Origin of the sequence: Shewanella sp. HL-SH4, from assembly GCF_051164845.1 — a bacterium.
In the GTDB taxonomy this organism is placed as follows: Bacteria; Pseudomonadota; Gammaproteobacteria; order Enterobacterales; family Shewanellaceae; genus Shewanella; species Shewanella glacialimarina.
In genome coordinates, this window is the sequence record NZ_CP195037.1 from 46811 (window position 1) to 71403 (window position 24593).

The window sequence follows — 24593 nt, forward strand, 5'->3', positions numbered from 1 at the left end:
TCTTTAGAGCAACCTGGTCATTTTGACATGGGAGCTTTTTACCTAACGATAGGTGTTACCCGAAGGTCATTGAGTTTGTTGTTTGCTATATGGCTGATGATAAAACATTAATGTCTTACCCACACTTAACCTGTCTTTATCGGTCATATTATTCCAGCGAGTGATCTGCTCTACACTGACTTTATATACCCTGGCGATGCTCCAAAGTGTATCGCCATACTGAACTGTGTGGTTACCGTTAACGGCAGTTTCACCTTTAGGCGTTCGAACTGTATTTGCCATTGTGGGTTTATTCGATGAAACTTGAGCAGATTTGGCGGCGGCCAGTTCTACATCGAGTATTACTTGTGACGTTAAATGTGGCATAAAAAGTATTTGGCCTGCGATAATTCGATCACCACTAATGTCATTCATTTCTTGAATTTTAGACACGCTTATTTGATGACGTTTAGCAATAGCACTTATATTGTCACCTGCTTTTATCTGATATTTGAACCATTTAACTCTTTCACTAATGTCGGTGTCTTCAAGCGCTTTTTTAAACTGATTTACTTTACTGACTGGCACAACCAATTGATGTGGTCCGTCGGGCGATGTTGCCCAGCGATTAAACCCCGGGTTTAACTTTTGCAGTCGAGTAATGGGTATATTCGCCAGGTCGGCTGCTACAGCGATATCAATTTGACTACCGACATCAATCACTTCAACGAGCGGTTTGTTAGGAATTGATTGAAGGTTAATGCCATAACGTTCGGCATGTTTTATGACATCTGCAATTGCCAGTAATTGCGGTACGTATTGTCTGGTTTCTTTGGGTAAGGGTAAAGCCCAAAAGTCGGTGCTTAAGCCTCTAGCTTCATTGTATCTGATAGCCTCTCGCAACCGCCCTTCACCCGCATTGTATGCTGCTAATGCGTATAACCAGTTGTCAGTTTTTTTATACAAGTATTCCAACATATCTAATGCTGCAGTTGTGGCTGCAGGGACATCTCTTCTGCCGTCATACCACCAATTCATTTCTAATCCGAAATGACTGGCCATGGGAGAAGTAAATTGCCATAAGCCTGATGCATCGGCGCTGGAATAAGCAAGTGGATTAAAAGAGCTTTCAACCATAGGTAATAAAGCCAGCTCTATGGGTAAGTCTCTATCGTTAAACTCTTCAACAATTAAATATAAAAATGGTTTCGCACGTTGTGAAATACGTTCTAGATGCTGTGGATTATTGATATACCATTGTCGATATTGATTAACTAACTGTTCATCTGGAATAGGGATATCCATCGAAAAACGGATACGTTCCCACACATCACCACTATCTTGATATGGGCGACGGACTAAAGACTTAGGCACTTTTGATGATGTTGTATTATCAAGATTACGAGAGATTTTTTCTGTTTCGACATCTTTAACCGTCACGGTTTGGCAACCACTTAACAGGATAAAACCTGTAGCAATAACAAAAATTGATATTCTCAATTAAAGATGTTCCTTGGCAATGGCGTCGATATTTATGTGATTCGATCGCAAATTTTTTAAACAAAAAGTTAGACATTGTAATTTAGTTTTATTTTTCTAGCCATATGTTTAACTGCCTCATCTGTTGAAACGATATCAACAACAGATGAATACTGAAATAATCCCTCTTACAAAGAGGTGTTAATAATAGAAAACAATATTGCGTTAATTAAGTATTACTCTTCTATCGAAGATGAGCCTATAAAAGGTTGCCAAAAACAACGTCTTCTTTTAAGTCTAACCACATTGGCTGCTGGGCCATTACCTTGGTAAACATTCTGCTTTGTAAATAACCGTTAAGCCACTGACGCAGCTTTGGATAAGGAGATTGCAAATACCATTGCCGCTCTACCCTAGCAAACTGGCGTAAAAACGGCATTAAAGCTAAATCTGCCAGGCTTGGTTTATCTGACATTAAATATTGATGCTGGCAGAGTCGCTTTTCAAGGTCTGCTAGATAAGGTTCACACTTTTGCCTGTCATCAAGAAGTGAAGTCTCATGGTAACGTTTAGAACAGCGATATTGCTCTAAATGTCCTTTAAACTCACTATCAAACCTTTCAATCATAACTCGCATTTCAGATAAGGCATTGGGTGCTGATTTGTGGAGATAGTCATTGGGATCGGTTTGCGAAAATGCCCACTGCATAATCGATAAACTTTCATCAATGACCGCATTATCAAGTGTGACTAATACAGGGACAGTCCCTTTAGGCGATACAGCAAGCATTTCCGCGGGTTTATTACTCAATACTAAATCGCGTAAATACACCTGCTGACCAGAGGCGTATATAGCTAATCTAGCGCGTATCGCATAGGGGCAATTTCTTAAAGAATAAAGAACAGGTAATGGCATGAAATTATTTCATCAGTAATCCGTTTAAAGAAAATATATTATATCACATTGCTAACTTAACTCTGATGCCATTAATATTCGCTATATTAAAAATGCACTAATACCGAACGTCTCTCTGAGTGTGTTGTAAACCGCTATATATCTGATAATAAACAAGCAATGATTGAAAATAATCAATAGCAGATTAGACTTGTGGGTGGGATAATCACCAAACTAGACCTCCGTGGATAATCCCTTACCGTTCTCAACAGTGATTCTGAGTATAGATTATCATTAGTCCCGCTTGGATGACTTAGTTCGCTTTTTCAGTGGTATAACATGTTGGCTTTTTATGAAAATTACTCGGCTTCGCTTTACTTTGGTAATGCTGAATACAATACACGGTAGAAACTTGAATCAGAAGCAATATACTCACCTCTTTCGGCGAGCCGGGGACAATTTTCCTTGACGGTAATGAGGTAAAAGCTTCACTGTTACACGCATCAATTACAGATTATTTATCCGATGAACTTACTTTGAACACGTTTAAACCTGAGGTATTAAATTGCTTTTACCACAATGCAGGGTTGAGAGCATGATGCCTTTAATAATTCACTTACTTTAACTTACCCCCCTGTTTATTGGTAAATTAATTGAGGCGACAAATATCCTGATACAAGGAGATATATGTAAAAGGCCGAGATTGTTATCTGAATTATTAGAGGGTTAACCAAGCAAAAGACCAAGTGATACTGTATTTTTATTGTAAAAAGCTAGGGATCTATTAACAGTGTTGTAACTAGATACCTTGCGTATATCAATTGCGGTGTTATTATTTGATTAATTATTACCTTTGATCATAAAAGGATTACATTCATAGATAATTCAGATACTAAGCTCGAAAGCTTTGGCGTGTTGCAACAAACTCGTGTAATTGCTTTATTCTCCCTCGTTGGCATGTCAATCACCTTCGCCATGGCGCTTTTTGCTATTTACGATAATAATTTTATATTATTTCTAGCCTTAGGCCTATCTAGTGTCATTTATGCTGCTGCCTACTATCTTGTTAAACAGAAAAAACATGTTAAGTTAAGTTCGTACATTGTTATTTATTCACTTTATGTATTGATGTTTTACTTAATTTACTCGGGTGGAGTTGCTTTAACGGGACCGCTGTGGATTTTTATTGTTCCTCCCGTATCTTTGTATATTCATGGTTTCAAGCGTGGCTTAATCAATATTGTTATCTTTATCGTAATAAGTTGTCTGATTATGTTTTGGCCACAACACATTTATCCCCACGCTGTTTACCCTACCGAGTTTAAACTTAGACTACTGTATTCATTTTTAACCATCAGTTTTTTATCTGCCCTGTATGAATTTTCTAGAAATGAATTGTATAACAATGCGTTAGTTCTTAACGCTAAGTTACATCATCTTGCTCATTTTGATGAGCTGACTGGGTTACATAATCGCAGAAATGCGCAAGGCATATTAAATCAATATGTCAGTACTGCAGACGTTTCAGCGCCTTTTTCGGTATTATTATGCGACATCGATTATTTTAAGCAGGTTAATGATAAGTATGGTCACAATGCGGGGGATAAGCTGTTAGTTGATATTGGAAAGGTATTTAATCATAACTTAAGAGATTTAGATTATGTCGCACGATGGGGCGGAGAAGAGTTTCTTTTTATATTAACCGATACGGATAAAGTAAAAGCTTTTGATGTTGCAGAAAGGGTTCGTTGTGCAGTATCACAACATCTTTTTAGTCTGGAAGAGGAAGATATCAGCGTAACAATTAGTATTGGTATAGAAGAATACCACTCTCAGTTAACCATAGATCAGTTAATTAATTACGCCGACAAGCATCTCTATGAAGCAAAAAGATTAGGTCGTAATCGCTCAATTCCAGTACCAAAATATTAAACAAGCTTAATCCTGTATATAGTATTTAACGCAGTTTCTACCGTCAGATTTCGCTAGGTAAAGCTGTTTATCGGCACGTGCAAGTAAGGTATCGACATCATCACCCGTTTTAAAGTTTGAAATCCCTATAGATACCGTAACATGACCAAGATTTTGTTTAGTCTCTTTACCAATTGTTAGCTGTTTAGCAGATATTCGAGTTCTTAATTTCTCGGCGACAATCACGGCATCACTTATTTTGGTGTCTGGCAACATGATAATGAATTCTTCACCGCCATAACGAGCAACGAAATCTTCACCTTTAACGGCATTTTTCAAGGCTAAAGCGACATAAGCTAGCACCTTGTCACCTATCAGATGGCCATATGTATCATTAAAGGCTTTAAAATTATCGATATCAATCAGTAATAAGCAGCAGCCTGTTTGTGTTTCTTGAAAAGAGGTGAGTTGCTCTAATGCAAAAACTTCATATGCGCGACGATTATTTAATGAGGTTAATTCATCTGTCATTGCCACCTTACTTAAATTTTCCATTTCACCTTTTAAGTTAAGCAGTTCCTCACCAAGTGTGACAAGATCAGACTTCATTCTATTATTATCAGCAACAACCTGCTCTACTTCTGCCGCTATATTTAGTACTAAATCGTCCAACATTTCTGACGATGGGTTTTGTTGTAGTTGCTCACTAAACCCGGATAAATTCTCACCAAATGAGGCTGTACCTTCGGTCATTTGATCAATTTTATTAAATAAGCTTTTTATTAGAATATGCGTTTCAATCTGAACATTTTCAATGATTTCTGGGCTACGCTCTTCAATAAAGCGATTATAGAGACCTGAAGTGACGCTGGGAGTAAACACGACTCCATTGGCAATTAAACCATCAATAGCTCTTTTTAAATTAAGATTCGATTCGGCAAAATACTCATACCAAATGGCATAATTTTCTGGGGTCACGGGAATATTAAGCGCTGTCATTTTAGGTACGGCGAGTCTAAGAATATCTGCTGTTTGCTCTATATTTTGGTTATGCTGCATCATCTACGACTATCCTAATGACATTGTGACTGGTGTTAATGACTATAATAATGTTATGTCACACTTGTTACAGAAAAACAATTGTTTACGTGTAAATAGGTGTTAATTTGTTAGTGGCCGCATCAGCCATTTCTATTATAATGTTAAAGATTAAATTTAATTTTATTTTTAACCCTTTTGTTATCTCTGTGCGTTTACAATTATATATTAGGCAATTATTTGGACGTCAAAGAGGTTTTTATGAATTATGTATTACCATTATCAGTTGTACTTTTATCAACTGGTCTATCATTTTCAGCTAATGTGATGGCGACAAGTCCCGTTTATCAAGAGCAACTAAATACTCTGTCAGCTAAAACAGATGTGTATACCGCAAGTGATTATGTATCTTCAGAGCAAATTAAGATGTTTCCTAAGCCTGATGACAATATGAAACAGCATGTTATTACACTGCCTACATTATCAAATGAAGACCAGTATATGCTTGAAATCCAGATTGGTCAGAATAAGTTAGTCGATTGTAATCGACATAAACTTATGGGCGAAATTGTGCAAAAAACGGTTGAAGGCTGGGGATATAATTACTTTCAGGTAGATAAAATAATGACTGGCCCAAGTACCATGATGATGTGCACTGAGCCTAAGACGACTCAGTTTGTGATACTAGGGGAAAGTATAAAAGAGAATTATGATAGCCGTTTACCAAAAATATACTACTTACCACATGATGCACAGCTAAGATATCGAATTTGGCGCGCTGAAACACCTTTTAACTTTAGTGGCAACTAACTCTGTAATATATTGTATTTAAATAAGAATTAAGCTCGGTTGCAGTCATGTTTGGCGATACTAATTTGTATTAACGTGTACTTATTGCTATGTACTCATTAAAAGGTATTCGCTCACAGTGGATATATAGCCGAGCATTAAGATAGCGTATGTTGATACCTAGTAATTATTAATATCGTCTTACTCGAACAACTTGCATTGTTTCAACTTTGAAACCCGCTACAGTCTGCTCTCGTGGATAATAAGTTAAATTCACTTTTTGACCCGCCAAGCTTTTAAATTTTTTATTACGACGATATTTGAAAGGAACATCAAAACCTTTAATCATTAAGGTTTGTAATACCCATTCACCCTGCTCTCGCTGAGTATGCGACTCAACCGTCACACCGTCACTGTGGATTAGGTTTGAATGTTTTTTGAGTAACTCATCACTGTCAGTAGTCATTTATCCTCCAAAGTGTTTACAACATTTACGATCTCTTGATAGCGCCATTCGCTTAATGCACCATATCCAGCAAGATTTTTAACTTTTAATCTGGCAAGAATGGGCACACTCATACCCGCAAGAAACTTTATTAACGTAGAATGAGTGATAGTAATATTTTTAACTTTAACCTGTTGTTCTAATTCAGTTATAAACTGATTAAGTTGGTTTTTATCAATTTTTTGGCTTGTATGGGTAACAGGCAACTTTGCGACTTTACCGTCACACACACTGCAATGATGGCATTCAATTGGCGCGTTCATATCATCAAAGTAACACGCTAAGTTTCGCGATAAACACTTACCTAACTCGAAGAAACGGACTAACTGGGCAATACGCAGTATCTCTTTAGTCTCTTTATCTTTAAAGTATGTATGCATTTGCGAAGCAATAGAAACTTCAACAATAGCGGTCATATTAACATAAAATACTTGAGTCATTTTCTTTGTTTCTAAAATAATTAATTCTTGCTCGGCTAAGTACTCAAGTGCGGCAACAACTCTTGCTCTAGGCTCATTTGTAGCTTGATGTAATCCATCAAAATCAAGTTGGCCCCAGATTTTTTTGAACTGAGTATGGTCAAATATCTTTTGAATAAATGCGGCTCTAGATGGATCAAAACGAGCCAATAAATCCAGCTTGTCAATTAACAATTGGTATTTGAAATCTGCAAAATAAGCAAACGTAGGTTGGATAACGCCCTGCAGTTCAAGTTGAACCAATAGTGTTTTCAAAGGCAATGTTTTAATATTACAGGCTTTGGATAGTGCCAGCTCTTGCATCTCCCATTTACCGGCTTCATCGGTTTCTGTTTGAATAATATTGAGTAACTTCTCGATATCTTGCAAATCTGGCGTATCAGCGTAAACGAAATTCTCAATGGTGTTTAAACCATCTAAATTGGCTAAGGTGATACACGTTGATGCTTGGCCATCCCTACCTGCTCGTCCTATTTCTTGACTGTAATTTTCGATTGATTTAGGTAAATCGTAATGAATGACAAAACGAATATCAGACTTATCTATGCCCATACCAAATGCAATAGTCGCTACAATAACTTGGACTTGGTTGCTCATAAACTGTTGCTGGATTGATTGCCTAGCCTGGGTATCCATACCAGCATGATACGCCTGCGCATTGATACCATTGCTTACTAGCGTGCTAGCAACTTGTTCTGCGGTTTGTTGCAATGTCACATATACAATACCACTGCCAAATAAGGCTTGGATTTGGCGAGTTAATTGTTGTGACTTATCCAGCTTAGCAACAGGAACGACCTGTAAGTTAAGATTGTCTCGATAAAACCCAGTTTGAATGACATGTTGAGCTTTAATACCAAATCGGGCACACATGTCCTGCTTAACTTTCTTGGTTGCTGTCGCGGTTAATAACAGCACTTGTGGAATAGAAAATATTTGGCAAATTTGCGGTATTTTAAGATAGTCAGGCCTAAAATTGTGCCCCCATTCTGAAATACAGTGAGCTTCATCTACCACAAGCTGAGAAATAGTCACTTGGGAGAGGAACTGCCTGAATCTTTCATTTTTAAACCGTTCAACCGACACCATCAGTATTTTACATTCACCCTGCTTTACCGAGTGCATGACAGATTGAATTTCTTGTTGATTAAGGCTTGAATCAATACTTGCTGCGTTTATGCCTGTTGATTTAAGAAAAATCAATTGGTCTTGTATTAACGCAAGTAAAGGGGAAATGACCAAAGTAAGATGGGGGAGATTAATTGCACTGAGTTGATAACAAAGGGACTTACCTGATCCCGTAGGAAATATTGCTAGCGTAGACTGTCCTTGTATAACCTGCTGTATAGCCTCTAACTGACCGTCTCTGAAAGTATCAAAACCAAATTGTTGTTTTAATTGCTGATACAAATATGGTGCACTGTGGCGATCGGTCATCAATCTATTCCTAACGTTATCATGCTATTTTTGTGCGGGAAGTTTCCTCGCAATATATTTATTGATCAGCTCAGTTAACTTATCTTCAAAAAACTCTTCAAGTTGGGCTAAATCAGCGTCACAGGCTAAAACATATTTAGCCGCTTTATCTTTTGTTAATATTTTACCTGCAAGACTGTATTGTAACTCATCTAAACTTTTATCAAATCTGGGAGTAAGTTGCCATTGGCAGATATCAGCATTGAGTGACTGTAATGCACGTTCTGCTATGGAGCAAAATATTTCAATATGATCAATTCCATCTGGCCCTAAGCAACCAGGTTCTAGGCGATACAGTATCACCATTTTGCTATTAACCATGCTTTGACTATGTTGAGTAACGCCATCACCCATGAGGAAATATCCTTAATATACCTGCATCAATTCAGTACTATAATCTTACTTGTTATTAATTTAGATCGCGAATAAATTAACATTGGTGACTATTTCGCTGCATTTACAGCATCAAGATACTGCTGTTGATAATCACTAATTGGCGTTAATGTGTCTTTTGCGCGTCGATTTCTACCCAGTAATGATGACTCAACAAACAAATCGAACCATTTCTGAAGTACGGCACCATTTAAAGGCTCTCCAGCAGCTTCAAGGGCTAATGCTGCAACTTCCGCCGTGCCTAATTGAAAGTCATGGCTCCCTTTTCTAAGTGCATAGGTTGCCAAGATCTCAGGAGAAAAAGACAGTACCGGCATACTGTGAAGATAAGTACTTTTACGATACATTTTTATGGCTTCGCGCCAACTGCCATCAAGCATCACTAATAAGGGACGTTTGCCCGCTAATTGCTGCGTGGCAACATGATTGATAACAGGCTGATGACTTTCAATGTACTGCTGAGGAAAAATTAAATAAGGCTGATAGATGGGGTTATCTAAGAGTGCCAACATTGCTTGAGGCGGACTGGTTCTGTCCCATAAAAAAGCATGAGTGTCTGGAATCAGATCGGCAATTAATCGACCAGAGTTAGTCGGCTTTAACACTTCATCATTATACATTACCAACAAAAAACTCACTGTCGATGTCAGTAACTGACGTAACGCACAGGTACAAAATTGTTCACCTAATAGGCACAGGTCACAACGAACGAGCTTCTTTCCTCTGGCACCAAATGGCTTAGTTGAGAGTGACTTTCTATATAAATAGAGTTGATGAACAGCGTGCTGTGGCGCATTTGACTTGTCAGTCATAACTTTCACTTATGCAATGAAAAAATCACCACTTAGATAAGTGATGATTTTTAGATAATTAGCTGGCTATTATAAAATACGTTTTAGCAAAAAGTCTGCTTTTAATCGCCGTATTCGATTCATTATCTTTTGAACCGGCTGCGGGTAAGTACGTAATGCGTCTAATTGACTGTAGTGAAATAAGCGCTCTGTATATTGCAGAATATGGATTTGCTCATCAATAAACTGTTGCTTCCAGCTGCCGGATTCATCATGCAATAACAGGCCGTTTTCTAGATCTAATGCCCATGCCCTAGGGTTTAGATTTGAACCGGTTATCAAATGTTTTCTATCATCACAACTGATGCCTTTAAGATGATATGAGTTATGTTCATGCTTCCACAAGTGGATACTCAATAGTCCTGATTCAATGGCCCATTGCTGACGTTTGGCAAACTTGCGTAACGACTGCTCATACATATAAGGTAAGGCGCCAATGGTAGAGAAATCTTTTTCTGGTGGAATATAAAAATCATTGGCGGTTTTATCACCGACAACGATATCCACTTTAACGCCTTCTTTTAGCTTCTTGTTTATCACTTTAGATAACGCAGCTGGCGGATTAAAATAGGGCGTACAAATGAAAAGGCGTTTTGATGCACTGTCAACCAAATCAATAATCACTTGATTTAACGTATTGTCTTTTTTTCCAAGTCCAACAAGTGGCGTGACTCTATTGCCAATACGAGTAGACACATATTCGTAGTGAGCTTGTGATAAACGGTTTTTAAAATTGCGAATATCATTTTTGTCACTAACCACTTCGGTTTCAACTGGCTGTGTTAATGCTGTTACCGCAGGATCGCTAATAATGTAATCTTGGATCATGGCTCGCATACTTTGTGCAAGTTCAGCACTTTTAATCAGATGGTATCGATCAAAGCGATATTTATCAGCTTGCTGCATGTAAATATTATTGATACTTGCGCCACTATAAATAACTGTGTCATCAATAATAAAACCCTTTAAGTGCAACACGCCCATAAACTCACGTGACTTTACTGGAACACCTAAAATATCAATGGGATATTGTGCTGCAGCAATGGCTTTTCTATATAAGATATAATTACCGCTATCCCCTTTTTGGCCAATCAAACCTCTTCTAGCCCGATGATAGTCAACCAGCACTTTAACATCGAGTGAAGGATTATTGGCTTTGGCGGTTAATAATGCTTGTAGCACTTCTCTACCCGCTTCGTCATCTTCAAGGTACAAAGCAGCAATATAAATTGATGTTTTAGCTGACGCGATTTGACTCATTAACGTTTGTTTGAAATTTTTGGGTGTTAATAACCAATTTAACGCATCAGGTGATAATGAAATTCCACCAAGCTTGTCCAGCAAGGCATCCTCCTTAAAATTGTGTACCATTGCGATAATACCTTTCACGCTCTAAAACATGAAAAATGACAACAATATCTTTAATTGATGACTGTACCGTTAATATGATATCGCGAACGGCGTACTCGACAGCATCTTGAATAAGTTTATCACGGGGGAACCAAGATATTTCGATCAACACCAGCCCTAAAAACGGACTTGCACCACTAAATTGCTTTGATTCAATCCACTCTAATGTATAACTACTCTTTGCATTACCACAGAGTTTAGAAAGCTGCTCAAATAATGGTTGGCTGATCTGCTCCGCAACGCGTTGGTTAACACCACGTATTGTTATGTGGGGCATATCGTTAACTCTGACTGTGAACAAGTTGGCATAGAAAGTACCGATTTAAAAACTATTGAGCAAGAAATTTCTGTTAAAACCCCTCATACCAGCATTTTTAGCAGTTTAAATGCTCACTTTTGTGGCGTAAAGCCCGTAATAATTGTAAATTTTTATTTTATACAAATCATTTTAAAACGCTTACAATTGCCGTAGTTTACCTAGATTGATTACCTTAAGTTGCTGATATATGCGTTTACATAAACCGTTGAACTTGTTCATTACCGCTTTAGTGTTATTTTGCCTAGATAGCTCAGCACAGCAAGTATTAACTCATACACAAATTGAACAAGATAGTGCTGAGGATCAGCTACATGTTGCTGCAATAATGAATTTGATCAAGCCGGAATCATCACTCATAGCATTAAGTGTGTGGGATTTAGCTGATAATAGGAGCGTATTTAAACAAAATTCAAATGCCTTGATGAACCCTGCCAGTATACAAAAATTACTGACGGCATTAGTCAGTGCAAAACAACTGGGTCAATCATTTCAATATAGAACCCAGCTTTTAAGCGAGCAGAAACTCGACATAACAAATGGTATATTGAAAAATGAGCTTTTTGTTACTTTTTCTGGTGATCCAACTCTAAAGCAACGCCATTTAATTACCTTGATTAATCAATTAAAACAAGCAGGTGTTCACACTGTTAATGGCAACATACATCTTATTGGCCATCACCAAGATCAGCTTCAAGCACCTGGTTGGGTGTGGGATGATTTAGGCATTTGTTATGCCGCCCCTATCTCTAGTTTTATTATTGATAAAAATTGTGTTTTCGCTAGGCTTAGCGCAAATGGTTACAACAAAAAGGCGACCTTAAAAGTCATGGGGAAAAGACCGATATATGTTGAAAATGAAGCCGTTTTCGCGCCATATCAGCCAAGTGCTATTCCATGCGATTTACAGTTAATAAGAAAAGACAGTAATCATTTTACTCTTAAAGGTTGTTACGCTGGAGCCAAATCTTTACCGTTAGCCATTGCAATTAACGAACCTCAAGGTTATGCCGTCAATGTTGTTAAAGCGATTTTTAAGCAACAAAAGATAAGGTTAACCGGTAAAGTTGTTGTTGATACAACACTGGCCATACCAAATGGAGAATTGCAGCCTATTGCCACGCATTTATCAGCACCTTTGCCTAAGCTGATTGATGAGATGTTACTTAAATCAGATAACCTGATGGCTGAAGCCTTATTACGCACCAGCGCCGAGGATTTTAAACAACAGCCATTAAACTTTAAGCAGACAACACAAGCTTTAGTCGTCATGTTACGGGAATTGGGGATTGAGCTTGAAATGGCAAACATTGCCGATGGCTCAGGCCTTTCTCGCTATAATTTATTATCCGCAGAACATGTTATGGCTGTTTTAAAAGTCATTGCCACTGATCAGGATTATCAATATTTACTCGGCAGTCTGCCTGTTGCGGGCATAAAAGGCACCTTAAAGTACAAGCGTTATTTCACCAAACCGCCTTTAAAGTTCAAAGTCATGGCGAAAACCGGCAGTATGTTAGGCGTGTCAAACTTAGCGGGCCAGTTTCAAGCATCTAATGGTAAAATGTATCTGTTTGTGTTGATCGAAAATGGACTTAGTCCGAAAATCAAGAGAAAACAAAAAGCCCCTTTCTCGGCTATTTTATTGCAAAACTTGATGGATATGCCATTAGTTCGTCTACCAAATTAGTTCGTCTAACAAATTAGTACGTTTACCAAAAGATCACTCTATTCAGTAGGGTAAAGTCAAATAACTGCCAACAAAAAAAGCACCTTTCAGGTGCTTTTTAAACGGGTGCTATTACCTTTGTTAGTAAATGATGACTTTGTTAAAACATTTCAGCCGGCATCTGCATAATAGACACATCACCCTGATTAACCTGAGACAAATGGTAATCCACTTTGACCAGTAATTTATCCATATAAAAGTCAGCTACATAGCGCTTTTGTTGGCTAAAGTCTTTATCAATGTGATGAGTAGACTTATCCGCCATAACTAACCAGAAATATCCATATAATGCATAACCAAATGCATCCAAATAATCGACCGCACTAGCATTAATCAATGCAGGATGAGCTACTTTGTTATCGTTAATGTAGGCCGCTGTAACTAATAAAGCATTCAATCGTTCACTGACTGCTGTAATATGCTTTTCGGATACATGGGTAAGGGTTTGCAGAGTTTGAATTGATTCTTCAATAAATAATGTCAAAGCAACTAAATTATCTCCGGTCACTTTACGGCCTAAGAAATCAATGGCTTGAATACCATTTGTACCTTCGTAAATTTGAGCAATTCGAGTATCACGTACAAATTGTTCTATACCCGTTTCACGAATATAACCATGACCACCAAAAACTTGCTGCGCCATAATAGTCGCATCAAGGCCTCTATCGGTTAAAAATGCTTTCGCAACAGGCGTTAATAATCCGACATATTGGCTGGCTTTGGCTTTTACATCGCCTTCGCCATATTTAGCCAAATCAAGTTGCTTGCCAGTTAATACCGATAAGGCGCGCCCAGCTTCTGTCATTGCACGAATTGTGAGTAACATACGACGCACGTCACCGTGCACAATAAGGGGATCTGACACGCCCGTTGGCTTAGTGCCTGCGGCTACGCCTTGCAAACGCTCTTTAGCATATTCACTGGCCATTTGATAAGCTGCTTGTGCGTTTCCTAGCCCTTGTATGCCAATCGCTAAGCGTTCATAGTTCATCATGGTAAACATACACACTAGGCCACGCTCTGGCTCGCCTATCAAATAACCAATGGCGTTATCATAATTCATTACACAAGTCGCTGAGGCTTTCAGCCCCATCTTATGTTCAATTGAACCAACCGTTACGCCATTAGCCTCGCCTAAGCTGCCATCAAGATTAACCTTAATTTTTGGCACTAAAAATAATGAAATACCTTTAGAATCTGGTAATTTTGCTAACACTAGATGGATAACGTTCTCAGTTAAATCCTGATCGCCACCAGTGATAAAGATTTTATTACCTGTGATGGCGTAACTGCCATCCTCTTGTGGTATGGCCTTAGTGCGAATACCACGTAAATCAGACCCGGCATGCGGCTCTGTCATATCCATGGCACCTGCCCATTGGCCAGAGTATAAATTAGGTAAGTAGGTTTGTTTTAACTCATCACTAGCATGGGCATTAATACACAGTGCGGCGCCAGCGGTTAGCGAACTATAGAGAACGAATGAATTACAAGCACTGTAGCCCATTTCGTCGACCAAAATACCTAGCATTTTAGGCATACCCATACCGCCAAATTCGGCATCACCACAAAGACCAACCCAGCCGCCTGCAGAAAATTGATTGTATACTTCTTTAAATCCATCGGGAGTAATAATTTTATTGCCATCATGGACGACGCCTTGTTCATCACCGCTTCTATTAATAGGGTGAAGTAAGTCGCGACTGATTTTGTTGGCTTCATCAAGAATAGCAACTGCAGTGTCCATATCAACCATGTCAGCTAATTCTGGTAATTGTTGCCAGGTATTTGTGGCATCAAATACGTCTTCTAACAAAAATTTCATGTCCTTTAGGGGCGCTTGGTATGGGTTCATATCAGTCTCTCAAACGAATAATTAAAACAGGTGTTTAAATTTATATAATTTACTCGCTGAATACAAGTGTAAACTGGTTCATTTACGATATTGCGTTAAAATTATACTACTTAATATATTTACGAATGCTTAACCGTTTTAGGCCATTTTTAAGTTAGAATAACTGCAATTGTTAACGATGTAGATGTAATGATGCCCCTGCAAAAGTTTTATGACTCTCTTGAACAAGTAACTATAATTGGTAATGCTGATGGAGATTGGCTGCCATCAGCTAATGGCGTTTCGATCACCTTCAATGCTACGCAACATAAAGACACTATTACTATTTGTAACGGTCCTTATGCCGGTGTAGACGAGGCATTTACAGTAGAAAGAAGTCATAACGATGCTATTTTTGTGCAAATATTAACCACAGTTGCTAACAGCTTAATAAAAAGAATTGATTGTTGGCCGTCATCTGGTCTTGTTACTGCAATAATGTCTGCGATGATATCTAAAACTGTTTACTTAACTCGCATGTCATTATTGCCTTCATTGGCAAGAAGCGTAACCATGGGGGAAACAGAAACTTTACCGTGTATGGTTCATAATTGGCTTGGTGAGAGGCGTATTGCATTAGGGATAGCACTCACTCATCCTCATCTGCATTGGCCCGAACTTTATGTGAAACCCAAATTTAACTCATCAATAGCTACCCAAAAGGGATTTAATCCAATTTCAGCATTATTGGGTGAGCATAATGATATGCAGACCCCGGCTTTAAAATGCCAAGTAACGCTACCTGATGACTATGTTGAGCAGCTGCAAATACTGAAACAAATAGCGAGTTTAGACGCACACTTCTGGCTTGAAGCAGCTGACATAAATAACCTACTTAAATGTGAAAAACTATTTTATAATCAAACACCTGAAAATGGATTGTCCAATTGGTTTTTGATGGATTTTAATGCATCTCAGCATCTAGATGATATTCGCCATCATCTAGCATATTGCCAACAAATTTTGGCATTTAAAGCATTAAGGGTATAAAAAAAGCCTCAATCAATTGAGGCTTTTTTTATGTTGCAGTAATTATTTACCACATCAGATCATCAGGAATAGCATAATTAGCATATGGGTCATCTGCATCAGCAACTTGTGCGACTGCATCTTGTGCGCTTGAATCCCATAAATACCCGCACCACTGAGGAACCAATAAATTAACTCTCACCGCCAACTTGTGGGGGACTAAATAGCTTTTATCTTCATAACGAATAATGCCCAATGAACCATTTAATAATTGGCCTTGAATTTTGTCATTAATATAGACAGAAAAAATCTTTTTTTCTAAGGTGTAGTTAAATTTAGTCTCAGCATCTTTTGGAATAGAGATGGCAAATTTTATGAATTCAGAGATTAAACCTTTCACTTGGCCTTTTTCAGTTGCTTCATTAAAGCGTTGTTCGTTCAACTGCTTATCTTTTTTAGCTTGAAGCTGTTTTTGCTCTGCTATTTGTTGCTTTAATACCGTGCTACCGTCGTCAACGTTGGCTTTCTTATCGCGACGCTTCTGTGTTTTCACATTTTTAACGCTTTGTTTGCTAGTTAAACCCGCTTTTAGTAATTGATCTTGTAATGCATTTGCCATGGTAGAACCCTTAATTATAATCCGTGTTTTGCTGCCAAACTGCCTAATTCGGTCATTGCGATACTCGCGCCCCCAAGTGACCAGCCACCGTCCACTGGCAACACGACGCCTGTGATATAAGAAGCCATATCGGAAGCCAAAAATAATGCGGCATTGGCAATATCTTGTTTCTGGCCATTACGTTGTAATGGCACACTTGAAGCGACTTTTTGTTGTAATGCTTCACTGGGGGCAAGTCTATTAAAACCTTCCGTTCCCTCAATTGGCCCTGGCACGATTGAATTTATCCTGACTCCCTCTATCCCCCACTCTAAAGCTAAAGTGCGCGTTAACATATCGACCCCAGCTTTAGCAGCGCAAACGTGAACCTGCAAAGGCATAGCGATATAGGCTTGAGGTGCTGAAATTTGGATAATAGAAGCTTTGGGGCGTTTCAGTAAAGGATAAGCTTGTTTAAGCACTTGAAAACTGCCAATAAGATCAATATCGATAACTGACTTGAAGCCATTATTAGACAGTTTAGCTGCACTGGCAGGAAAATTACCTGCCGCACCACTCACTAATACATCGATATGGCCATAGGTTTGTGCAATAGTGGCAAACCCTATCGCTAAAGCGTTTTCATCTCGTACATCAAAACTGACGCCAATGTGTGTGCCACTGGGGTTTGCTTGCTTTAATAATTCAACAGCTGAGTTCACTTTGTCTGCATTTCGACTGGCGACGGCTACATTGGCGCCAGCTTGGGCGAAACTAATGGCAACGTGTAAATTGATCCCAGAAGTGCCACCGACAACAACGACATTTTGACTTGTATAATCAAACATATTTTATCCTTAATACGTTCAGCAAGTGAGCTATAAAATTAGCGATACTATTAGACTTGTAAAGATTGATGTATTGCCTTCAGCGCTGCGAGAGGATCTGCAGCCTGGGTAATAGGCCGACCTATTACTAAGTAATCAGAACCTGCGATAATAGCTTGTGGTGGCGTCATAATCCGATGTTGGTCGCCTGCATCACTTCCTACAGGGCGTATGCCAGGGGTAATTAAATTAAAATCTTGACCAAAAGTCGATTTCAATAATTTTGCTTCCTGGGCCGAGCACACCACACCGTCTAAACCAGCTTGATGTGTTAGCTTAGCTAAACGTAACACATGTTCAAATGCTGGTACGTTAATACCAAGCAAGACTAAGTCTTCATCAGACATTGAAGTTAGTACAGTAACCGCAATTAATAATGGTGCATCTCTACCATATTTGTCTAGGGATTGTTTTGCCGCTTGCATCATGGCTAAGCCGCCACTGGCGTGCACATTGGTCATCCAAACGCCCAGATCCGCAGCAGCACTAACAGCTTTAGCAACAGTATTGGGAATATCATGAAATTTAAGGTCTAAAAACAAATCAAATTTACGCTGATGAATATCGTTGACAAGTGTTGGCCCAAACAAAGTGAACATTTCTTTGCCGATTTTTAACCGGCATAAAGCAGGATCAAGTTTATCAATAAGCGTTAAAGCTTCAGCTTTGTTGTTATAATCTAAAGCCACAACAATAGGTTTATCAGTCATACTTTCTCCAACGTTTACAGTCAATTTTTTGAATTTTTATTTGTGCTAAAACTCAATGAGGACAAAAATCTATTCACCATCAAGCCCTTTTATTCGCTTAATGCTGCCCCAATGCTTACAAGAAGGACAATGCCAATACAAGGCATGCGCAGGAAAGCCACACTCACGGCAGCGGTAGCCAGGTCGAAATTTAATTTGTTGTTCTACTAATTTTTCAAGCATAGATAAACTTTGTTTAGCTTTACCATCTTCAGCTTGCTTAATATGTAGCTTCATTAAGTGCTGAAAACCTTTCATGGTGGGATGTCGATATAAATTATCTAACATCATAGCTTCAGCTGAATCACTATTATTTTTTGAAATCTGATGCTCTGCCAATGCAATAGCAACACTCGCACCCGCGCCTTGTTTTAATGCCAGACTCAAAAGTTGCTCATAACCTTCGCTGTCCGATGACTGGCGGTAAACTTGTTTGGCAATGTTAATACTGTCGGGGAACAGTGCTATATCAGCATCAATTAATTGAAGTAACGAATCCTTACATTCTTTTATCTGATCACTATCGAGATAAATATTCGCTAATGCAAGCCATGCACGCCCACAACTGGCGTCCTGCTTGATGGCTAATTGAAGTTTTTTAATTTTGACGAGCATGTCTGTAGCTTCATCAGCAAGCTGACAGTAGAAATGTGCGGTGGTAACTTTGAACACTTGCTGACGCTTTTTGGGCAGTTTTTTTGTCACATCAATGGCATTTTGCCATTCCTTAGTGACCTGATAGATTGAAATAAGCTGAGATTCGGCTTCTTCACTGTGATCATCTTGATTGACAAGATTAAGAAAGATTTCTTCTGCCCTATCGTAAAAGCCGGCAGCCATATAATCTTTACCTAACTCCATCATAGCGATATCTCGTTGTTCAGCGGTCAAGTTTGGTCTAGCGATAAGATTTTGATGAATACGAATAGAGCGGTCAACCTCACCGCGTTTTCGAAATAATGAACCTAATGAGAGATGAGTATCTATCGTTTCATCATCAACATCTAGCATACTAATAAATAGGTCAACGGCTTTATCTGACTCATTAGAAAGCAAAAAATTCAAGCCGGTAAAATAATCACGGCTTAATTTTTTACTTTTTTGACTATCGCGTTGCAGAATACTTCTGCGCCCCATGTACCAGCCGTAACCGGCTGCGATAGGCAATAATAAGAACAAAATTTCAAGCATAGTTAGCTAACGGTATCCGCATTAAGTTGCTCTGTTGTACGGTTAGTCGGTATAGCCGTAATGTGACCAAGTTTGCTTAGACTTTTATTGGCTTTACGCAGTGCCAACTTCATTTTCATGATGTAAAAACTGGCTAATAACCAACTCAACATAAAACCCGATAAAAATACCACAGCCAAAACAACCGGTAAACGGTACTGTCCCTCTGCGATAAAATAACTCAATGTCACTACCTGCTCATTTTTAGCGCCAAACAATAATGCCAAAATAAACAACAACCCAACAATAATGATTGCAAAAAAAGACTTCACGGGATTCTCCATCAGAACAAAGCAATATAATGATTATCTAAGATATTTACGGCGCTGACCAGCTTTGACTTTCAATAGGTACAAAAAAGCCTCCAATTGGAGGCTTTTTATTCAAGCGTTAATCATTGATTAACCGCATCGACACGTTCGCGCAGTTCTTTGCCTGGCTTAAAGTGCGGTACATATTTGCCATCCAATTCAACTGAGGTACCAGTTTTAGGATTACGGCCAACACGTGGTGCACGATAATGAAGCGAGAAACTACCAAATCCACGGATTTCTATACGATCTCCGCCTTCTAATGTTGTCGCCATTTGGTCCAACATTTCTTTTATGGCAGCTTCAACCTCTTTCGCCGACAGTTGCGACTGCCTAGTGGCGAGTTTTTCGATAAGTTCAGATTTTGTCATCTTAGTTATTTCCTATTTCCAAGCCAAACACAGTCGCCTAATGGGGAGGCTCTCTCCCCATACAACAGGCGATTTTCGATTACTTACGAGCAGCTTTAAACGCTTCAGCCATTGCATTGCTGATAACCGCGTCATCTTGCTTGTTCAAAGTAGCGATAGCTTCTTTCTGTTCAGCTTCATCTTTCGCTTTGATAGATAAGCTGATAGAACGATTCTTACGATCTACGCCCATGAACTTAGCTTCGATAGCATCACCTACTGAGTATACAGTAGATGCATCTTCGATGCGCTCAGCAGAAATGTCAGCAACACGGATGTAACCTTCAACAGTATCAGCTAGTTCAACTGTAACACCTTTAGCATCAACAGCAGCAACGGTACCGTGTACTACGGTGCCTTTCTTCTTGTCAGCTAAATATGCATTGAATGGATCATCTTCAGTTTGCTTAACACCTAGGCTGATACGTTCACGCTCTGGGTCTACTGAAAGAACCACTGCATGGATTTCGTCGCCTTTCTTGTACTCAGACACTGCATCTTCGCCAGTACCGTTCCAAGAAATATCAGATAAGTGAACAAGACCATCGATTCCACCGTCAAGACCGATAAAGATACCGAAGTCAGTGATTGACTTGATCTTACCAGATACTTTGTCGCCTTTGTTAAACTTAGTTGCGAAGTCATCCCATGGGTTAACTTTACACTGTTTAAGGCCAAGAGAAATACGACGACGTTCTTCATCGATGTCTAATACTAACACTTCAACTTCATCACCTAAGTTAACAACTTTAGATGGGTGAATGTTCTTGTTAGTCCAATCCATTTCAGAAACGTGAACTAAACCTTCAACGCCTTCTTCGATTTCCACGAAACAGCCGTAGTCAGTTAAGTTAGTTACGCGACCAGTAAGACGTGTGCTTTCTGGGTAACGCTTGCTGATTTCTAACCATGGATCTTCGCCAAGTTGCTTAAGACCTAGTGACACACGAGTGCGTTCACGATCGTACTTAAGTACTTTAACGTTGATTTCGTCACCAACATTAACGATTTCAGATGGGTGCTTAACACGTTTCCACGCCATATCAGTGATATGTAATAGACCGTCAACACCACCTAAATCTACGAATGCACCGTAGTCAGTAAGGTTCTTAACGATACCTTTAACTGCTTGGCCTTCTTGTAGATTTTCAAGAAGTGCATCACGCTCAGCACTGCTTTCTGATTCGATAACAGCACGACGAGAAACAACAACGTTGTTGCGCTTCTGATCAAGCTTGATAACTTTGAATTCTAATTCTTTGTACTCTAAGTGAGCGGTGTCGCGAACTGGGCGCACATCAACTAGAGAACCTGGTAAGAAGGCACGGATACCGTTTAATTCAACAGTGAAACCACCTTTAACTTTACCATTGATGATACCGATTACAGTTTCAGCATCTTCGTACGCTTTTTCTAGAACGATCCAAGCTTCATGACGCTTAGCTTTTTCGCGAGACAGTTGAGTCTCACCGAAGCCATCTTCAACAGAGTCAAGCGCAACATCAACTTCATCGCCAACTTGAATTTCTAAAACGCCTTGTGCGTTTTTGAATTCGTCAGCATTGATTGGGCTTTCAGACTTAAGGCCTGCGTCAACAAGTACCATACCGTTTTCGATGGCAACAACAGTACCACGAACGATAGAACCTGGACGGAACTCAAGAGTTAGAAGGGATTGTTCAAATAGATCAGCAAAAGATTCAGTCATGTTTTTGGGTTACTTTATGTAATAAACCACCATCCATCCTAGATGTGGAGTCTAGTAATATAATCCACGTCATCCATAACGCGAATACCTACAGTTAGTTTAGCTTAAATAACTAATAAAGTTACTATTTATCTTAACTAGTCTGTAATTTTTTTATTTACGTGCTCTAACACTAGAGCCAGTACGCCTTCAATTGAAATGCCGCTAGTGTCTATCACTAAGGCATCTTCAGCTGGCACTAACGGAGAAGCTGAACGATTGATATCACGTTCATCTCGTTCGATAATTTCAGCTAAAAGGCGGTCGATTTTAACATCGAAGCCCTTGTCCTGCAACTGATTAAAGCGTCTTTCAGCACGCTCTTGGGCAGAAGCAGTCAGGAATATCTTGGCTGGGGCTTGGGGGAACACGACGGTTCCCATATCTCGGCCGTCAGCAACTAAACCTGGCATGGCAGAAAAAGCACGTTGGCGGCGTAATAATGCTTCGCGTACACGCGGTAATGCTGCGACCTTAGAAGCCGCATCTGAACATTCTTGACTGCGGATGGTTGTCGTCACATCCTCGCCTTCAAGTACCACTTTAATGGCATTACTGTCTGCGTGAGTCAAAAACTGCACATCTAAATGAGCAGCCATTAACGTTAATGCTTCTTCATTACTTAATTCTATATGATGGTGGATAGCCGCAAGTGCTAGTACGCGATATATTGCGCCGCTATCTAATAGATGCCAACCTAAATGTTTGGATAATAATTGGCAAATAGTCCCTTTTCCTGCACCGCTTGGACCGTCCACAGTCACTATTGGAGCCCGTTCAGTCATAAATTCCTCCGAAAAACATCATCCCTGAATATAAAAAAGGGTTTAGCCAAAAATAAGCGGCAGCATTGTATAACAATTTTCAATAAAAAGCCGTTGCTAAGATAAAATTAACTCAGAAGTGTGTGTTAATAGAGCTTTTCTGCTCTATTAACACCATACCTAAGAATTGAATTTTAGGGGTTTAATCTATTTTAACAATCAGTTAAACGTTTAAACTCACTAAAAAAGGTAGGAAATGTTTTTGAGGTGCAATCGGGATCATTAATTGTGATCCCGCAGTCTGCAAATGCCAATAATGAAAAACACATCGCCATACGGTGATCATTATAAGTATCAATTGCTGCAGTATTAATATTTTCCGGCGGGGTAATTGTGATGTAATCATAGCCTTCATCAACTATCGCCCCTACTTTGCGCAGCTCTGTCGCCATTGCTGCTAAGCGATCGGTTTCTTTAATTCGCCAGTTGTAAATATTGCGCAATGAAGTGGTTCCTTTGGCAAATAGAGCCGCTGTCGCAATGGTCATTGCCGCGTCTGGAATATGGTTCATATCCATATCGATGGCGGTTAATGTTGATTTTCTGGCGATAATATAATCATCACCCCACTCAATATTAGCCCCCATCGCCGCTAATGCATCAGCAAATTGGACATCACCTTGAATACTTAACTTACCTACTCCTGTGACTTTAACTTCACCGCCTTGAATCGCACCAGCAGCTAAAAAGTAAGAAGCCGATGAAGCATCTCCTTCAACTAACACTTTGCCCGGTGAAATATATTGCTGCCCTGTTAGAATTTCAAAACGCTGATAATTATGGTTAATCACTTCAACGCCAAACTGTTTCATTAGTGCGATAGTGATATCAATATAAGGTTTTGAAACTAATTCACCTTTAATAATGATATTAACGCTATCTTTGGCCAACGGTGCAACCATAAGTAGTGCAGTTAAAAATTGACTAGATAAATCACCCGCAATTTCGACATTACCACCATTTAACCCCGTAGCATTAACGGTTAATGGTGGAAAGCCAGGGTTTTTAAGGTAACTAATTTTGGCGCCAAGCTGTTGTAAGGCATCAACTAAATCACCGATAGGACGTTCTTCCATTCTGGGCTCACCCGTTAAAGTGAACTCACCTTGGCCTAACGTTAAAGCCGCGCAAAGTGGCCGCATGGCGGTACCTGCATTACCGAGAAAAAGCGTTTGAGGTTTTTCGCTGTTTAATGTTCCAGCCAGCCCTTTAACTTTACAAACAGTATTATTTTCACTGAGTTCAAATTCAACTCCAAGCTGTTTCAAAGACGCTAACATGTAGCGTATGTCATCAGAGTCGAGTAAGTTGGTCAGTGTTGTCGTGCCTTTAGCTAATGTGGCAAGCAACAATGCTCTGTTCGAAATGCTTTTGGAGCCAGGAATATTTATTTCGCCATTCATGTTAGCGATAGGCTCTAAATGCAGTTGCTTCATTTGCTTTCTTCTTATATAAATTGATTAAAGTTTCGTTAACCAGGTTTCAAACATCCCTTATTCTATCGTTAAAAAATAGATTAAGTGGAACAAATTAATTACGACATAAATATGACACAAACCATAATTAACACACTTATTTACTTACGCACTGTGACTAATTGTTGTGTGTTGATTTAGCATATAACCTCAACCATGCTCATTATCTTTATCAAATAAGACATAGCTCGTAATGGGTAACCATTACAGCAGAATAGTTTCAAAAATAACAGAATTATTTATTTGTCA

At 39.1% G+C, this 24593-nt stretch carries 23 protein-coding genes; 4 read left to right on the forward strand and 19 right to left on the reverse strand.

From position 1 onward, the window contains the following. Positions 1-66: 66 nt before the first annotated feature. Together ACRWQL_RS01205 and ACRWQL_RS01210 are read right to left on the reverse strand one after the other, a co-directional pair. Positions 67-1479, reverse strand: coding sequence for a LysM peptidoglycan-binding domain-containing protein (locus tag ACRWQL_RS01205; RefSeq protein ID WP_434951854.1), 1413 nt, complete (start codon positions 1477-1479; stop codon positions 67-69). 238 nt (positions 1480-1717) lie between these two features. Beyond that, positions 1718-2374 (reverse strand): glutathione S-transferase, encoded by a 657-nt coding sequence (locus tag ACRWQL_RS01210; RefSeq protein WP_434951856.1) that lies wholly within the window; start codon positions 2372-2374, stop codon positions 1718-1720. Positions 2375-3265: 891 nt separating this feature from the next. On the opposite strand from ACRWQL_RS01210, the gene ACRWQL_RS01215 reads away from it, so the two are divergent. After that, positions 3266-4285: a GGDEF domain-containing protein gene (locus ACRWQL_RS01215; protein WP_434937733.1), complete on the forward strand. Its 1020-nt coding sequence runs from the start codon at positions 3266-3268 to the stop codon at positions 4283-4285. A 6-nt stretch (positions 4286-4291) separates the two neighbouring features. On the opposite strand, the gene ACRWQL_RS01220 is transcribed toward ACRWQL_RS01215, so the two are convergent. Next, a complete protein-coding gene (locus tag ACRWQL_RS01220; protein WP_434953441.1) occupies positions 4292-5323 on the reverse strand; it encodes a GGDEF domain-containing protein in 1032 nt (343 codons plus the stop codon). 240 nt (positions 5324-5563) lie between these two features. Here ACRWQL_RS01220 and eco point away from each other — a divergent pair, with 240 nt between their 5' ends. Beyond that, positions 5564-6112 carry a serine protease inhibitor ecotin gene (gene eco / locus ACRWQL_RS01225; protein ID WP_434951858.1) on the forward strand — a complete coding sequence of 183 codons (549 nt, stop codon included), beginning with the start codon at positions 5564-5566 and terminating at the stop codon, positions 6110-6112. A gap of 169 nt (positions 6113-6281) precedes the next feature. On the opposite strand, the gene ACRWQL_RS01230 is transcribed toward eco, so the two are convergent. The 6 genes from ACRWQL_RS01230 to ACRWQL_RS01255 all read right to left on the reverse strand — a co-directional run bounded on the left by ACRWQL_RS01230 (position 6282) and on the right by ACRWQL_RS01255 (position 11482). After that, positions 6282-6557 (reverse strand): hypothetical protein, encoded by a 276-nt coding sequence (locus ACRWQL_RS01230; protein ID WP_226409889.1) that lies wholly within the window; start codon positions 6555-6557, stop codon positions 6282-6284. Further along, positions 6554-8512, reverse strand: a complete 1959-nt coding sequence (locus ACRWQL_RS01235; protein WP_434951860.1) for a RecQ family ATP-dependent DNA helicase — start codon at positions 8510-8512, stop codon at positions 6554-6556. Before ACRWQL_RS01235 ends, ACRWQL_RS01230 begins: the two co-directional genes overlap by 4 nt. 24 nt (positions 8513-8536) lie before the next feature. Further along, complete coding sequence (locus ACRWQL_RS01240; RefSeq protein ID WP_434951862.1) at positions 8537-8905, reverse strand: hypothetical protein; 369 nt, start codon at positions 8903-8905, stop codon at positions 8537-8539. An 89-nt stretch (positions 8906-8994) separates the two neighbouring features. Next, positions 8995-9756 carry a tRNA-uridine aminocarboxypropyltransferase gene (locus ACRWQL_RS01245; RefSeq protein WP_434951864.1) on the reverse strand — a complete coding sequence of 254 codons (762 nt, stop codon included), beginning with the start codon at positions 9754-9756 and terminating at the stop codon, positions 8995-8997. Positions 9757-9825: 69 nt separating this feature from the next. Beyond that, positions 9826-11139 (reverse strand): CDP-diacylglycerol--serine O-phosphatidyltransferase, encoded by a 1314-nt coding sequence (gene pssA, locus ACRWQL_RS01250; RefSeq protein WP_434951866.1) that lies wholly within the window; start codon positions 11137-11139, stop codon positions 9826-9828. A 10-nt stretch (positions 11140-11149) separates the two neighbouring features. After that, positions 11150-11482, reverse strand: a complete 333-nt coding sequence (locus ACRWQL_RS01255) for a DUF1904 family protein (protein ID WP_434926131.1) — start codon at positions 11480-11482, stop codon at positions 11150-11152. Between the two features lie 229 nt (positions 11483-11711). On the opposite strand from ACRWQL_RS01255, the gene dacB reads away from it, so the two are divergent. After that, positions 11712-13211 (forward strand): D-alanyl-D-alanine carboxypeptidase/D-alanyl-D-alanine endopeptidase, encoded by a 1500-nt coding sequence (gene dacB, locus ACRWQL_RS01260; RefSeq protein ID WP_434951868.1) that lies wholly within the window; start codon positions 11712-11714, stop codon positions 13209-13211. Between the two features lie 139 nt (positions 13212-13350). Here the strand turns inward: dacB and ACRWQL_RS01265 are convergent, their stop codons facing one another. Beyond that, positions 13351-15105 carry an acyl-CoA dehydrogenase C-terminal domain-containing protein gene (locus ACRWQL_RS01265; protein ID WP_434951870.1) on the reverse strand — a complete coding sequence of 585 codons (1755 nt, stop codon included), beginning with the start codon at positions 15103-15105 and terminating at the stop codon, positions 13351-13353. Positions 15106-15294: 189 nt separating this feature from the next. Here ACRWQL_RS01265 and ACRWQL_RS01270 point away from each other — a divergent pair, with 189 nt between their 5' ends. Then, positions 15295-16134: a hypothetical protein gene (locus tag ACRWQL_RS01270; RefSeq protein ID WP_434951871.1), complete on the forward strand. Its 840-nt coding sequence runs from the start codon at positions 15295-15297 to the stop codon at positions 16132-16134. A 46-nt stretch (positions 16135-16180) separates the two neighbouring features. Here the strand turns inward: ACRWQL_RS01270 and ACRWQL_RS01275 are convergent, their stop codons facing one another. The 9 genes from ACRWQL_RS01275 to aroA all read right to left on the reverse strand — a co-directional run bounded on the left by ACRWQL_RS01275 (position 16181) and on the right by aroA (position 24305). Continuing rightward, complete coding sequence (locus ACRWQL_RS01275; RefSeq protein ID WP_434951873.1) at positions 16181-16732, reverse strand: DUF2058 domain-containing protein; 552 nt, start codon at positions 16730-16732, stop codon at positions 16181-16183. A gap of 14 nt (positions 16733-16746) precedes the next feature. Further along, positions 16747-17559, reverse strand: coding sequence for an SDR family oxidoreductase (locus ACRWQL_RS01280; protein WP_434951875.1), 813 nt, complete (start codon positions 17557-17559; stop codon positions 16747-16749). A 50-nt stretch (positions 17560-17609) separates the two neighbouring features. Beyond that, the gene (gene pyrF / locus ACRWQL_RS01285; RefSeq protein ID WP_434951877.1) at positions 17610-18308 is read right to left on the reverse strand and encodes an orotidine-5'-phosphate decarboxylase; all 699 of its coding nucleotides are present in this window, start codon (positions 18306-18308) and stop codon (positions 17610-17612) included. A 69-nt stretch (positions 18309-18377) separates the two neighbouring features. Further along, complete coding sequence (lapB, locus tag ACRWQL_RS01290) at positions 18378-19538, reverse strand: lipopolysaccharide assembly protein LapB (protein WP_434926124.1); 1161 nt, start codon at positions 19536-19538, stop codon at positions 18378-18380. 2 nt (positions 19539-19540) lie between these two features. Next, entirely contained in the window at positions 19541-19849 is a 309-nt protein-coding gene (locus tag ACRWQL_RS01295; RefSeq protein WP_434931901.1) for a LapA family protein, read from the reverse strand. A 122-nt stretch (positions 19850-19971) separates the two neighbouring features. Continuing rightward, on the reverse strand, positions 19972-20259 hold the full coding sequence (gene ihfB / locus ACRWQL_RS01300) for an integration host factor subunit beta (RefSeq protein WP_235084747.1): 288 nt from the start codon (positions 20257-20259) through the stop codon (positions 19972-19974). Positions 20260-20338: 79 nt separating this feature from the next. Further along, complete coding sequence (rpsA, locus tag ACRWQL_RS01305) at positions 20339-22006, reverse strand: 30S ribosomal protein S1 (protein WP_226409904.1); 1668 nt, start codon at positions 22004-22006, stop codon at positions 20339-20341. A gap of 137 nt (positions 22007-22143) precedes the next feature. Continuing rightward, on the reverse strand, positions 22144-22830 hold the full coding sequence (gene cmk / locus ACRWQL_RS01310; RefSeq protein ID WP_434951878.1) for a (d)CMP kinase: 687 nt from the start codon (positions 22828-22830) through the stop codon (positions 22144-22146). Between the two features lie 191 nt (positions 22831-23021). Next, positions 23022-24305 (reverse strand): 3-phosphoshikimate 1-carboxyvinyltransferase, encoded by a 1284-nt coding sequence (aroA, locus tag ACRWQL_RS01315; RefSeq protein ID WP_434951880.1) that lies wholly within the window; start codon positions 24303-24305, stop codon positions 23022-23024. Positions 24306-24593: the final 288 nt, after the last annotated feature.

What these genes read in the sequence shown, in the direction of transcription:
- ACRWQL_RS01210 (WP_434951856.1), bottom strand. Translation starts at nt 2,374, where the DNA reads ATGCCATTACCTGTTCTTTATTCTTTAAGAAATTGCCCCTATGCGATA.
- ACRWQL_RS01220 (WP_434953441.1), bottom strand. Translation starts at nt 5,323, where the DNA reads ATGCAGCATAACCAAAATATAGAGCAAACAGCAGATATTCTTAGACTC.
- eco (WP_434951858.1), top strand. Translation starts at nt 5,564, where the DNA reads ATGAATTATGTATTACCATTATCAGTTGTACTTTTATCAACTGGTCTA.
- ACRWQL_RS01230 (WP_226409889.1), bottom strand. Translation starts at nt 6,557, where the DNA reads ATGACTACTGACAGTGATGAGTTACTCAAAAAACATTCAAACCTAATC.
- ACRWQL_RS01235 (WP_434951860.1), bottom strand. Translation starts at nt 8,512, where the DNA reads ATGACCGATCGCCACAGTGCACCATATTTGTATCAGCAATTAAAACAA.
- ACRWQL_RS01240 (WP_434951862.1), bottom strand. Translation starts at nt 8,905, where the DNA reads ATGGGTGATGGCGTTACTCAACATAGTCAAAGCATGGTTAATAGCAAA.
- ACRWQL_RS01245 (WP_434951864.1), bottom strand. Translation starts at nt 9,756, where the DNA reads ATGACTGACAAGTCAAATGCGCCACAGCACGCTGTTCATCAACTCTAT.
- ACRWQL_RS01255 (WP_434926131.1), bottom strand. Translation starts at nt 11,482, where the DNA reads ATGCCCCACATAACAATACGTGGTGTTAACCAACGCGTTGCGGAGCAG.
- dacB (WP_434951868.1), top strand. Translation starts at nt 11,712, where the DNA reads ATGCGTTTACATAAACCGTTGAACTTGTTCATTACCGCTTTAGTGTTA.
- ACRWQL_RS01265 (WP_434951870.1), bottom strand. Translation starts at nt 15,105, where the DNA reads ATGAACCCATACCAAGCGCCCCTAAAGGACATGAAATTTTTGTTAGAA.
- ACRWQL_RS01270 (WP_434951871.1), top strand. Translation starts at nt 15,295, where the DNA reads ATGATGCCCCTGCAAAAGTTTTATGACTCTCTTGAACAAGTAACTATA.
- ACRWQL_RS01275 (WP_434951873.1), bottom strand. Translation starts at nt 16,732, where the DNA reads ATGGCAAATGCATTACAAGATCAATTACTAAAAGCGGGTTTAACTAGC.
- ACRWQL_RS01280 (WP_434951875.1), bottom strand. Translation starts at nt 17,559, where the DNA reads ATGTTTGATTATACAAGTCAAAATGTCGTTGTTGTCGGTGGCACTTCT.
- pyrF (WP_434951877.1), bottom strand. Translation starts at nt 18,308, where the DNA reads ATGACTGATAAACCTATTGTTGTGGCTTTAGATTATAACAACAAAGCT.
- lapB (WP_434926124.1), bottom strand. Translation starts at nt 19,538, where the DNA reads ATGCTTGAAATTTTGTTCTTATTATTGCCTATCGCAGCCGGTTACGGC.
- ihfB (WP_235084747.1), bottom strand. Translation starts at nt 20,259, where the DNA reads ATGACAAAATCTGAACTTATCGAAAAACTCGCCACTAGGCAGTCGCAA.
- rpsA (WP_226409904.1), bottom strand. Translation starts at nt 22,006, where the DNA reads ATGACTGAATCTTTTGCTGATCTATTTGAACAATCCCTTCTAACTCTT.
- cmk (WP_434951878.1), bottom strand. Translation starts at nt 22,830, where the DNA reads ATGACTGAACGGGCTCCAATAGTGACTGTGGACGGTCCAAGCGGTGCA.
- aroA (WP_434951880.1), bottom strand. Translation starts at nt 24,305, where the DNA reads ATGAAGCAACTGCATTTAGAGCCTATCGCTAACATGAATGGCGAAATA.